Annotated in this window: 10 protein-coding genes, 1 tRNA gene and 1 pseudogene; 6 read left to right on the top strand and 6 right to left on the bottom strand. The window is 64.1% G+C overall.

The window, feature by feature from the left end; translation table 11 throughout:
- Nucleotides 1-2,141 (top strand): valine--tRNA ligase (locus RMN73_RS04580; RefSeq protein WP_309602129.1); only part of this gene is annotated, 2,141 nt, incomplete at its 5' end.
- 1 nt (nucleotide 2,142) lies between these two features.
- Here the strand turns inward: RMN73_RS04580 and RMN73_RS04575 are convergent.
- Entirely contained in the window at nucleotides 2,143-3,033 is an 891-nt protein-coding gene (locus RMN73_RS04575) for a diacylglycerol kinase family protein (protein WP_309602128.1), read from the bottom strand.
- 61 nt (nucleotides 3,034-3,094) lie between these two features.
- Between RMN73_RS04575 and hemB the strand changes: the two genes are divergently transcribed.
- Genes hemB through RMN73_RS04560 form a run of 3 tightly spaced genes read left to right on the top strand, consistent with a single transcriptional unit; the run spans nucleotide 3,095 to nucleotide 5,918 of the window.
- The gene (gene hemB, locus RMN73_RS04570; protein WP_309602127.1) at nucleotides 3,095-4,084 is read left to right on the top strand and encodes a porphobilinogen synthase; all 990 of its coding nucleotides are present in this window, start codon (nucleotides 3,095-3,097) and stop codon (nucleotides 4,082-4,084) included.
- Nucleotides 4,084-5,352, top strand: coding sequence for an APC family permease (locus RMN73_RS04565; protein WP_309602126.1), 1,269 nt, complete (start codon nucleotides 4,084-4,086; stop codon nucleotides 5,350-5,352). Before hemB ends, RMN73_RS04565 begins: the two co-directional genes overlap by 1 nt.
- On the top strand, nucleotides 5,349-5,918 hold the full coding sequence (locus RMN73_RS04560; RefSeq protein WP_309602125.1) for a GNAT family N-acetyltransferase: 570 nt from the start codon (nucleotides 5,349-5,351) through the stop codon (nucleotides 5,916-5,918). The genes RMN73_RS04565 and RMN73_RS04560 overlap by 4 nt, the downstream gene beginning before the upstream one ends.
- A gap of 120 nt (nucleotides 5,919-6,038) precedes the next feature.
- On the opposite strand, the gene RMN73_RS04555 is transcribed toward RMN73_RS04560, so the two are convergent.
- Entirely contained in the window at nucleotides 6,039-6,539 is a 501-nt protein-coding gene (locus tag RMN73_RS04555; RefSeq protein WP_309602124.1) for a hypothetical protein, read from the bottom strand.
- Nucleotides 6,540-6,645: 106 nt separating this feature from the next.
- Here RMN73_RS04555 and RMN73_RS04550 point away from each other — a divergent pair.
- Nucleotides 6,646-6,722, top strand: a tRNA-Arg gene (locus tag RMN73_RS04550).
- A gap of 30 nt (nucleotides 6,723-6,752) precedes the next feature.
- Here the strand turns inward: RMN73_RS04550 and RMN73_RS04545 are convergent.
- Nucleotides 6,753-6,911 (bottom strand): hypothetical protein, encoded by a 159-nt coding sequence (locus RMN73_RS04545; RefSeq protein WP_309602123.1) that lies wholly within the window; start codon nucleotides 6,909-6,911, stop codon nucleotides 6,753-6,755.
- A gap of 141 nt (nucleotides 6,912-7,052) precedes the next feature.
- Here RMN73_RS04545 and RMN73_RS04540 point away from each other — a divergent pair, with 141 nt between their 5' ends.
- Nucleotides 7,053-7,397, top strand: coding sequence for a hypothetical protein (locus tag RMN73_RS04540; protein WP_309602122.1), 345 nt, complete (start codon nucleotides 7,053-7,055; stop codon nucleotides 7,395-7,397).
- A gap of 335 nt (nucleotides 7,398-7,732) precedes the next feature.
- Here RMN73_RS04540 and RMN73_RS04535 read toward each other — a convergent pair whose 3' ends face one another.
- The 3 genes and pseudogenes from RMN73_RS04535 to RMN73_RS04525 form a co-directional block, all read right to left on the bottom strand.
- Complete coding sequence (locus RMN73_RS04535; RefSeq protein ID WP_309602121.1) at nucleotides 7,733-8,983, bottom strand: N-succinylarginine dihydrolase; 1,251 nt, start codon at nucleotides 8,981-8,983, stop codon at nucleotides 7,733-7,735.
- Nucleotides 8,983-10,005: an arginine N-succinyltransferase gene (locus RMN73_RS04530; RefSeq protein WP_309602120.1), complete on the bottom strand. Its 1,023-nt coding sequence runs from the start codon at nucleotides 10,003-10,005 to the stop codon at nucleotides 8,983-8,985. The genes RMN73_RS04535 and RMN73_RS04530 overlap by 1 nt, the downstream gene beginning before the upstream one ends.
- Nucleotides 10,002-11,216, bottom strand: a pseudogene (locus RMN73_RS04525) (hydrolase). The gene RMN73_RS04530 and the pseudogene RMN73_RS04525 overlap by 4 nt, the downstream one beginning before the upstream one ends.
- Nucleotides 11,217-11,232 lie beyond the last annotated feature (16 nt).

Raw genomic sequence — 11,232 nt, 5'->3', positions numbered from 1 at the left:
CGATGCTCGCCGACATGGCGGTCGCGGTCCACCCGACCGACGAGCGTTATACCGCGCTGGTCGGCAAGCAGATCAGACTGCCGATCACCGGCCGCGAAATTCCGATCATTGCCGACGAACATGCCGATCCCGAGCTTGGATCGGGCGCGGTAAAGGTCACACCGGGTCACGACTTCAACGATTATGAAGTCGGCAAGCGCGCCGGTTTCAAACCCGCCGACATGCTCAACATGTTCGACGGCCAGGCGCGTGTCGTCCAGAGCGGCGGCATTCCGGATGCGCTGATCGGCCTTGACCGCTTCGAGGCCCGGAAAGCCGTGGTCGACCTGCTCGACGCCGAGGGCGCTTTGGTCAAGGTCGAGGACCGCCAGATCGCCACCCCCTACGGCGACCGCTCGGGCGTGGTGATCGAGCCGTGGCTGACCGACCAATGGTATGTCGACGCCGCGACGCTGGTGAAGCCGGTGATCGAGGCGACGCGGTCGGGCGCGATCAAGATCGTCCCTGAAACATGGTCGAAAACCTGGTTTAACTGGCTCGAGAATATCCAGCCGTGGTGCGTGAGCCGACAATTATGGTGGGGCCACCGCATCCCGGCTTGGAATACCAAGGACTACAAACGCGACCCCGACGGTTTAGAGAATGGCGATTACATCAGCTCGGATACGAAGGGTGTCTATGTCGCTCTAAGCGAAGGAGAGGCTCTCATTCTGGCGGAGCGGGACAATCCTGATAAAGCCGTCCTGGTGTTCGACAGCTATGATGACGCAATTGCGGCATACAACGAAGGCAAGGCGTCGGGACTTTTTGAAGACTCGGAAACGTCGGTGGCTTTAATTCGCGATCCGGACGTCCTCGACACCTGGTTCTCCTCTGCGCTTTGGCCCTTCGCCACCCTCGGCTGGCCCGAGCAGACCCACGACCTCGCCCGACATTACCCCAACGACGTCCTCATCTCTGGCTTCGACATCCTGTTCTTTTGGGATGCGCGGATGGCGATGCAGGGGATGGAGTTCATGAAGGAGGTGCCGTGGAAGACGCTCTACCTCCACGGCCTGGTGCGCGACGCTAACGGCGCGAAAATGTCCAAGTCGAAGGGCAATACCGTCGACCCGCTCGGCCTGATCGAAAAATATGGCGCGGACGCCTTGCGCTTCACCATGGCGGCGATGGAAAGCCAGGGCCGCGACATCAAGCTGGATGAGAAACGCGTCGAGGGATACCGCAACTTCGCCACCAAATTATGGAACGCCGCGCGCTTCCTGCAGGGCAATGGCGTCGGTGCGAGCAGCAGCATCGCCGCGCCCGAGGCGAGCCTCCCGGTCAATCGCTGGATCATCGGCGAGGTCGTCGCGACCCTCGACGCGATGAACAAGGCGATTGCCGATTTGCGCTTCGACGACATGGCCGACTCGATCTACCACTTTACCTGGGCGACATTCTGTGACTGGTATGTTGAGCTCGTGAAAGGTGAGTGGGACGGTGAAACCCGCGCTGTGGCAGGTTGGGCATTCGACCAAATCCTCGTCATCCTTCACCCGCTGATGCCGTTCATCACTGAAGAGTTATGGCATTCGATGGGGCAAGGAAAGCGCGACGATTATCCGCTCATTACCGCCAAGTGGCCCGCTCCGAAGGCACACTTCGACACAGCTGCCACCGATCAGGTCAAAAGCCTCATCGCCGTTATTGATGGTGTGCGCGCCATGCGCGCGGAACTGAATATTCCTTGGACGGCTGAACTAGTGCCACAACTCATCGAGCCGTCTGGTAAGCTCTCCGACCTCAGCGATCTTATTGGACTCATGGGTTTATTCGAGCCTCAGTTGAGGCGAATGGCAAAGGTCACTACTGCTGTCCATGTTCAAAGCATCCCGTCATCGTCGGCTCAACTTGTAGTGAACGGGGTGACCATCGCCTTCCCTCTAGGCGACGCGATCGACCTCGACGCCGAGCGCGCGCGCCTCGCCAAGGCCATCGTCGCGGCGGAAAAAGACCGCGACGGCCTCGCCGCACGCCTGTCCAACCCCGCCTTCACCGATCGCGCCAAGCCCGAAGCGGTAGCGAAGGCTCGCGAAGATCATGACGCGCGCGCTGCGGAAGCTGAGCGTCTAGGCGCGGCGCTGGCCAGGCTGGGGTAAGTTATTCGTGCGGGGCCGCAACCTCGATCGCGCCCTTGGCGATGCACACCGTCACCGGGGTCCTCGCGGCAATCTCGCCGTCGATCGAGATTTTCTGCTGCGGCCGCGCCTCCAGCTTAAGCGTCTTGCCGCGCCATTCGGTCGTGGTCCGCTCGCGCCCCGACAGTTTGAACAGGGTCGCGAACCAGCTCCACGCCAGCCCCCACAGGCTCTTTCCGGTGACCGCCTGGATCACGATTTCGCCCGAATCCACTTCCTGGCTCTCGACCAGTTCGACCCCGCCATGATGCGTGCCATTGGCGATCCGCGCTTCGGTCGCCCAGGCCTTCTCGATGCGCCCGTCGTCCAGCGTCACGCGCAGCCGGAACGGGCGGAAATGGAACGCGCTTCGGGCGGCCCAGATCAGATAGCCGACCATCCCCAGATAGCGCTTCAATTTATGCGGCACGGTGTCGGCGATCAACGGTGACAGGCCCAGCGCGGCGGCGTTGACGAAATAATCGCCGTCGATGATCCCCAAATCGATCCGCCGTCGCCGCCCGTTGGCGATGACGTCGATCGCCGAATCCAGGTCGGTGCCCATCTTCATCGTCTTGGCGAAACTGTTGGCGGTGCCCAGCGGCAGGAACGCGAATACCGTATCCTTGCCGACGAAAAAATCGACATTGCTCGACAGGCTGCCGTCGCCGCCGCCGATGATCACCATTGGCGCGCGCGCGACCGCGTCGATCACCGTCTGGTCCATCTGCTCGGGCCGGTCGATTGCGATGGCGTCGATCAACTCGACCCCGGCAAGTTCGAGCTTGGCCCGCGCCTCGTCGAATACGTCCGCGCCGCGGCGGCTCATGGCGTTGACGATCAGGATCGCCTGTTTGGGGAGTGCATCATTCATCTCGCCCCAATGCACGGGCATGGCCTTTCTTTCCACGCCTTCCTCGGGCTAGAGCATCGCGATGTCATCTTATCCTGCCTTGCGCATGCGGCGCGGCCGCTCCGCCCAGTGGATCCGCGAAATGCTCGCCGAGCATCGGCTGCACCCCAGCGACCTGATCTGGCCGTTGTTCATTGCCGACGGCAAGGACGGTGAGGAGCCGATCGCTTCGCTCCCCGGCGTGTCGCGCTGGACGGTCGATCGCTTGGCTGCACGGGCACGGGAAGCCCGCGATGCCGGCATCCCGTGCATCGCCTTATTCCCCAATACGCCGGGCAATCTGCGCTCCGATGACGGGGCCGAAGCGCTCAACCCCGACAACCTCATGTGTCGCGCGATCCGCAGCATCAAGGATGCGGTGCCCGAAATTGGCGTGCTGACCGACGTCGCGCTCGATCCTTACACTTCGCACGGCCATGACGGACTGGTCGACGACGCGGGCACTGTCCTCAACGACGAAACCACCGAGCAACTGGTCGGCCAGGCGTTGATCCAGGCCGCCGCCGGGGCCGACATCGTCGCCCCGTCGGACATGATGGACGGGCGCGTCGGGGCGATCCGTGCAGCATTGGAAAGCGACGGCCATCATAACGTCGCGATCATGGCCTATGCCGCCAAATATGCCTCGGCCTTCTACGGCCCGTTCCGCGACGCAGTCGGATCGCGCGGGCTGTTAAAGGGCGACAAGCGCACTTACCAAATGGACCCCGCCAATGGTGCCGAGGCGCTGCGCGAGGTCGAGCTCGACATCGCCGAAGGTGCCGACATGGTGATGATTAAGCCGGGCCTGCCCTATCTCGACATCCTCACCCGGGTGAAGGACGCGTTCGGTGTGCCAACCTTCGCGTACCAGGTGTCGGGTGAGTATGCGATGATTGAGGCTGCGGTGGCGGCCGGGGCAGGGGAGCGCGACCCGCTCGTGCTCGAGACGCTGATGGCGTTCAAACGCGCTGGCGCAACCGGGGTGCTGACCTATCACGCGCTGCATGCTGCACGGTTGATCACCGGCTGATGGCCTCGGCGTCCGCTCTGGTGACGCCGGCGAGAAGTTTCGGGCTGTTGGGGGTGATCCTGATCGCCGCCAACGGGATGATCGGCACAGGGATTTTCGCGCTTCCCGGCAAGCTCGACGCGGCGGTCGGGAGCTTCGCGCCTTTGTTGCTGCTGATCGCCGGGCTGGGCATGGCCTGCATCGCCTTGTCATTCGGCGACTGCGCGCGCCACTTCGACAAATCGGGCGGACCATTGCTCTATGTCGGGACCGCGTTCGGGCCGCTTCCCGGTTTTACGATCGGCTGGCTATTCTATGTCGCGCGGATCGCGTCGATAGCCGCCAATGCGACCGTGTTGGCGACGACGGTGGCGTTGTTCTGGCCCGCAGCGGGGGCACCGCTCGGTCGCTCGATCCTGATCATCCTGCTGTTCGCCTCGCTCATCACCCTTAACATTCTGAGCGTCCGCCGGGCGCTGACGGTGCTCGGCGGACTAACCTTGTTCAAGATACTGCCGCTTGCTTTGTTTGCCATCGCGGCCTTGCTCACCAACGGCGTGGGCTCCGCGCCGGTCATTCCGCCGCTTTCAGGAGTAGAGAGCATTGCGTTGGTGGCGCTCTACGCCTTCACCGCGTTCGAGGCAGGCACGGTTCCCGCCGCCGAGGCGCGCGAGCCGAAGCGGATCATCCCGATTGCATTGGTCGGCACGGTGCTGGCGATCACCATCCTCTATGCCCTCGTCCAATGGGCCTATGGCACGGCGGGCCTGGCCAATAGCGAGACTCCGTTGGTCGACCTCGCGCGTGACCTGGCTGGCCCGGTCGGGGCGGGCATCATGGCCGCGACAGTGATCGTGTCGATCCTCGGCAATCAATCCGCATCGATCCTGGCCAGTTCGCGGCTAACCGTCGGAATGGCCGAAGGCGGCATGATCCCGGCGCGTTTCGCTCGACTGTCGCCGCGCTTCGGCACGCCGGTGTTCTCGATCCTGTTTTATGGCCTGATCGCGATGGCGCTGGCCTTGAGCGGCACGTTCGTTTTCCTCGCCGTGGTCAGCGCGCTCGCCCGATTGTTCGTCTATCTCGGCTGCATCGCCGCCGCGCCCCGTCTCGACCGGCAATTTGGTGCGCATCGCGCCTGGCCGCGACGCCTGCTGCTGCCGACGATCGGGGCGGGCTTGTGCGTCTGGGCGATGACCCAGTCGAACGCTGCCGAATGGCGAGCTGTCGGGCTGCTCGCGCTGGCCGGCGCGTCGCTCTACCTCGTCGCGGGGCGTCGGCGCGGATGACCATTATCACCGCCACCGACCGCCTGATCCTGCGTGACTGGCGCGCCGGCGACCGCGCAATCTTCCTTCAGCATTTGAACAGCCCGGCCGTTATGCGCTGGCTCGGCGGGGTGCAGGATGATGCGACCTACACCGCCGCCTTCGACCGGCTCGACGGCTATGCCCGCGAACATGGCCACACCTTCTGGATCGTCGAACGCAAGGCGGATGGCGAAGTGCTCGGCTTCTGCGGCCTCAAGCGGGTCAATTCCGCAGGCGCGCACAATCATGGCGATATGGAAGTCGGCTGGCGGTTGCGCGAGGATGCCTGGGGGCAGGGCATCGCCAAGGAAGCCGCGATCGCCAGTCTCGATCTCGCCTTCGACCGCTTTGCAGCACCGCATGTCGTGGCGTTCACTGTGGCCGGCAATGTCGGCAGCTGGGGGTTGATGGAGCGGCTCGGGATGACCCGCCGCGCCGACCTCGATTATCACGATCCGCGGTTCGGGCCGGAGCTCAATCCGACCATCACCTACGCCATCGACGCTGGCGACTGGCCCGCCGCCCGCGCCGCAGCACTTGCTTAGAGTCTGATTCGATCAGACGGCACCGGCCCGCGCCCCCACCCGGCCTCCCGCAACGTAAACTGGATTGGGAGGTCGGGTGGGGGCGCGGGCCGGTGCCGATCCCTCTTAGCTAAACAGACTCTAGTGCCCGAGCCGCGCCCCGATCCGGTCGATCGTTGCGTTTTGTCCGTCGGCCATCGCGCGAAGCTGCGCCGACGCGGCCTCGATCGCCCCAAGGTCGCCCGTGGTCAAACCGGCTTTGCTCTGGATCCGGCCCGCGGCAATCGAATCAACCTCGGCCAGCGCCGCCGTGGTCTTGGCCCTGGCGGCCTCCAGCCCCGACAGCGATTGTTGCGCGACGATCCAGCTTTCGCTTTGCGCCGGACCAGCGGCATAAGCTTGCGCCTCGACCTGGCCGACCAAGGCATCGAAGCTGCGCGCACCCTCCTTGCCCTCGGCAATCAGCTGCCCGAGCCGGCTGGCCAACGCCGGATCGACCGGGCCAATCGGGGCGTCGGCGGCAAGCGGCAAGCGCGGATCGATCAGTTCGGCGGGGCGCTGGGCGAGCGACGGCTCAATCGCCGAAGTCGCGGCGCAACCGGCAAGCGGAACAAGCATCAGCAGGAAGGGTAAGGATCGCATCGCCGGTCGGTGTAGGGCGGGCCGCGACGCCGCGCAACGCCGTGCGATTTCGCTCGCCAACAGGGTTGCGCGCGGTGACCCTTCCCCCTAATAGCCAGCCCACCGCGCGCCCGTAGCTCAGCTGGATAGAGCATCAGACTACGAATCTGAGGGTCGGACGTTCGAATCGTTCCGGGCGCGCCAATTTTCCAAGCAGCAGCAGCTTAGTTGGTGTCAGGCGGTCATTGCGGTTGGGGCGCAGGCGTTGGCGCGAAGGGCGAATTCACCGGCCAGTTTGGAATGCCAGTCGCGGGCTTGCGGAGTGACGGCGCGATTAGCCGCAGTCCGCTCTTCGGCGGCCCGGCGTAGGTAATAGCGCAAATTCGACTCCATTGTCGTCACTCCCCCAGGACGGCACGAAGATGCGACTCTTGCCCTAACAGATGGTTAATTTCGACTCATTAATTTCAGTCCAGTAACGATCTTTCTAAAACACGTTGGTGTTTTGGGTAATGAGGGTTATTTTACAGACAGATGAAACATGATTTGTTGATCGTCGCGGCTGTCATCGGCCTGCTGATTCCGACCGCCGCCAGCGCCGGTGTGGCGGGATTTGCGATCGTCAATGGCGTCGGCAAGGACATTGGCGCGATGTCGATTCGCCGAGTCGGGTCGGGCCAGTGGCAGCCGCTTGGCGCGTCGCCGGCGGCGGGCAAGTCGGCGTCGGTCAGCTTTTCCGATCCTGATTGCGCGTTCGATTTGCGCGCGACCCTGGCCGGTGGCGCGACGGTCACTTGGTCGGGCGTCAATCTATGCGATGTGAAACTGGTGACCTTGCGGCGGAATGACGCGGGTCTCGCCTGGGTCGATTACGACTGATCCGGCGGCGCTGGGGAACGTGCGGCGCCTGCACCGGCGCTTCCACCGGGCGGACTGAGTCGAGTAATTTCGCGCCCGCGACAAACACCACGCCGGTCGCCAATGCGGCGAACATCCAGCCGATCTTGCCCGGGTAGATTTCCAGATAGCGATGGCCGCGCTCGACCGCACCCATGGCGATTGCAAAAATGATGAACCACGCCTCGAAGCGGGTCTTGATGACGAACAATCTGGCGATACGCTTGAGCATGGCTATGGTTAAGCAAACGTCATGCCAGCTGCGGGGTTCCGCCAAAAATTCGTTAACATTTAACAAAAGTGTCAATTGTCCCGACTCAGGACAGTGATTCGAGGTCCAGTGCTTCAAGCAATGCGGAACGCGCCTCGATGACATCGGCAATCAACGTTGACTGCTGCAGATCGCCGGCTGCAATCTCTTGTGGCCAATGTTTGCCGATCGTCATCGCCAGCCGGTCCAGCTTGGCCTCGTCGACCAGGAAGCGCGGATCGACCAGCGCGGGATCGCACGCCACCCGCAGCCGCAGGCATGCCGGCCCGCCGCCATTGGCCATCGATTGGCGGACATCGACGAACGCGACTCGCCGGATCGCGCCATTGCTCGCCAGGTGACGGTCGATCCACGCCTTCACGGATGGCGTGTCGCGGCACTCGGTCGGCGCGACCAACGTCATTGCACCATCGGGGGGCGTGACCAATTGCGCGTTGAACAAATAGCTTTTGATCGCATCGGCCAATGGTACATCGGAGTCCGAAACTTCGACAATCTCGACGCCCGGCATCATCCGCTCGATCGCTGCGAACGTCCCGTCGCGGTCGGTAAACGCCTTGCCATGCGCAAACAGCACCCGCTCATTGGCGACCGCGACCACGTCATTGTGGAACGCCCCCGCCGCAATCGCTTCTTCGGATTGTTCGATAAACAGGGTCCGCGACGGATCGAGCCCGTGCCGCCGCGCAATCGCCTTCGACGCCTCGACATGTTGCCGCGCAGGGAAAGGGCCGCCGGTCCGGCCATAGACGAACAGTTCGATCCCCGGCGCGCCATGTCCGCCCACCAGCCGCATGTGATTGGCGGCACCCTCGTCGCCGAACGCCGCTGGAACCGGCCCGTGCACTGCGAATGCCGGATCGGCGAACGCGACCTTCAGCTGGGCCAGCGTTGCGACCCACTCGTGGCTGCGGTGCGGCATCGTCCGAAGATTGGCCACGGTCAGGTGGCACTTGCCATCGGCGGTGTCGGGCGCGGGGCTGACCGTTGCCGCATTGGCCGCCCACATCGCCGATGCGCTCATCGCATTGGCGGCAAGCCCGGGCTCCGCTGCCTTGATCGTCGTACCAAGCTCGGCCAGCCAAGCCCGCGCCGGCCGTGGCTGCGGAACGAACACGCCTTGCACCAGCCCGAGCGCCAGATTGGCGCGCATCTTGTCGAGCCCCTGCAGCGCCGCCGCGCGTGGCTGCGACACGCCGCCCGCATTGCGAGTCGATGCGAGATTGCCAAGGCTCAGGCCGGCATAATTATGGCTCGGCCCGATAATCCCGTCGAAATTGATTTCGCGGATCGGCACTAGCGCTTCGTCGCCAGCACGGCATCGCCCATGTCGAGCCGGAGCAGCTCGGCTGTCTGGTCGTCGAGCAGGATTTGCCCGTCATCGCCGCGCTGCGCCTGACCGTAGCAGGAGATGAACCCATCAAGCCGACCGCTTGCCAGCACCATCGTCTCGTTCGGGGCACCGGATTGCGGCGGTCCGGCAAAGCGCAGCCACTCCGATTGCTCGACTGTCTTGATCTTGTCGGTCGCCGCGGTGACCGTCGGCCCGCCATCGAAAATGTCGATGTAGCAATCGTAGGTGAAGCCTTCGCTTTCGAGCATCCGCAGCGCCGCGCGCCCGGTCGGATGCGGCTGGCCCATCACCATCTTGGCGCTCTCGGGCAGCATCGCGACATAGATTGGCGTCTTGGGCATCAAATCGGCGATGAATTGGGTGCCGTGGACCGCGTTGAATTCGTCGGCCTCGGGAAAGTTCATCCCGAAGAACCGCCCCGCCAGCGCGTCCCAGAATGGCGAATGGCCGGCCTGGTCCATCACCCCGCGAAGCTCGGCCAGCACGCGCGGCCCGAACCGCGGGCGGTGCTGCTTGATGAACATGTAACGCGACCGCGCGAGCAACATGCCAAGCCCCCCGGCGCGCTCCTGCGGATGGAGGAACAGCCCGCCGACTTCGGACGATCCCTCAAGATCGGTGCACAAGGACAAGGTCTGGTTGCGAAAGATCCGGTCGAGCTCGTGGCTGCGCTGGGTCAGCGTCGATAGGCGGTACGAATAGAATGGCCGGTCATTGCCGACCTTGCCGAACACCTGGCAGGTGCCGCGGATCGCCTTGGTCTCGACATTTTCGAGCACGAACAGGAACAGATCGTCATCCTGATTCTCGCCCTCGCGCTCGAACCCGGCCTGCGATTTCGCCAGCTTGGCCTCGAGCGTCGCTTTGTCGGCGGGCAAGTTGGTGAACCCGCCTCCGGTCAGCTTGGCGAGATCATATAAAGCGCGGCCATCAGCCTCGGTCGCGGCGCGGATGCGGAAGGTCATCGCGGATTGGCCAGTCGCAACATGGTAAGTGCCGCCAGCGCCGCGCGCTCGGCCAATGAATCCACGATCAGATATTCCTCCATCGAATGTATCTTGCCCCCGCGCACGCCCATGGTGTCGATCACCGGCACCCCGCAGGCCGCGATATTATTGCCATCGCACACCCCGCCGGTCGGTTGCCAGCCGATCGTCTGGCCAAGGTCGGCGCCGGCCTGCTTGACCAGCCCGAACAACGCCTCAAGCTCAGGCGTCATCGGCTTGGGCGGCCGCGCGAAATGGCCGTGCGTGTCGATTACCACGTCATGCTCCGCCGCCACCATCGCCACCGATGCCTCGATCAGACTCTGCGCTAGCGCTTGATCCTCGATCGTCGCGGGGCGCAAATTGACACGCAGCACCGCCAGATCGGGGACGACATTGTTCGGCCCGCCGCCATCGATCCTGGCCGGGTTGACCGACAGGCCAGGCCGGACCGCCGCCTTCAATCGAAGCGCGAGGTCCGCCGCCGCGATCAGCGCATTGCGCCCATCCTCGGGATTGCGTCCGGCATGCGCCGATTTTCCGCGCACCGTGAAACTGAAATAGCCGCTCCCCGGCCGCGCCCCGGCCAGCGAGCCGTCGGGCAGCGCCGACGGCTAGAACGACAGCGCCGCGCGCTTTCCCTGCGCCGCGCTCGCGATCAGGTCGGCCGAAGCGAGCGACCCGACTTCCTCATCCGAATTGAGCACCACCTCATAACCAATTCCCGCCGCCGCCGGACTCGCCTCGACCGCCTGTAACGCCGCCAGCATCACCGCGATCCCGCCCTTCATGTCGGCCACCCCCGGCCCGCCGAGCACCTTGCCCGGCTCGAGCCAGGTCAGCACCTGAAACGGATGATCGATCGCGAACACCGTATCCATATGTCCGGTCAGCAGGATTTGCAGCGGCGCGTTGGGACGGACCTTCAAACGCAGATGCTGGCCATGCGGCAAGTCGAACTTCCGGCCCGCACCATCCACTGCTTCGACCCGCGCTGGCTCAACCCGAGTGGCCTCACCCGGCAACGCCCCAAACGCCGCCCCAATCGCGTCAGCTACCGAAACCAATCCCTCAAGATTGCGCGACCCGGAATTGATCGCCGCCCACGCCTCGACATTGGCCAGCATCGCGCCCTGCGCGGCCATCGCTTGCGCAACGCAATCGCGTTCCTGTGAAGTCAGCCCCGTCATCGCCGCTGCCTAGCGC

The sequence above is a fragment of the Sphingomonas sp. genome, assembly GCF_031372575.1.
Taxonomy (GTDB): Bacteria; Pseudomonadota; Alphaproteobacteria; order Sphingomonadales; family Sphingomonadaceae; genus Sphingomicrobium.
The sequence above is the reverse complement of the archived record's forward strand: the minus strand, read 5'-3'. Positions and strand labels throughout refer to the sequence as shown.

Excerpts from the sequence above, each read along its gene's own strand:
- RMN73_RS04560 (WP_309602125.1), top strand. The coding sequence starts at position 5,349 with ATGACCATTATCACCGCCACCGACCGCCTGATCCTGCGTGACTGGCGC.
- RMN73_RS04565 (WP_309602126.1), top strand. The coding sequence starts at position 4,084 with ATGGCCTCGGCGTCCGCTCTGGTGACGCCGGCGAGAAGTTTCGGGCTG.
- hemB (WP_309602127.1), top strand. The coding sequence starts at position 3,095 with ATGTCATCTTATCCTGCCTTGCGCATGCGGCGCGGCCGCTCCGCCCAG.
- RMN73_RS04545 (WP_309602123.1), bottom strand. The coding sequence starts at position 6,911 with ATGGAGTCGAATTTGCGCTATTACCTACGCCGGGCCGCCGAAGAGCGG.
- RMN73_RS04530 (WP_309602120.1), bottom strand. The coding sequence starts at position 10,005 with ATGACCTTCCGCATCCGCGCCGCGACCGAGGCTGATGGCCGCGCTTTA.
- RMN73_RS04555 (WP_309602124.1), bottom strand. The coding sequence starts at position 6,539 with ATGCGATCCTTACCCTTCCTGCTGATGCTTGTTCCGCTTGCCGGTTGC.
- RMN73_RS04575 (WP_309602128.1), bottom strand. The coding sequence starts at position 3,033 with ATGAATGATGCACTCCCCAAACAGGCGATCCTGATCGTCAACGCCATG.
- RMN73_RS04540 (WP_309602122.1), top strand. The coding sequence starts at position 7,053 with ATGAAACATGATTTGTTGATCGTCGCGGCTGTCATCGGCCTGCTGATT.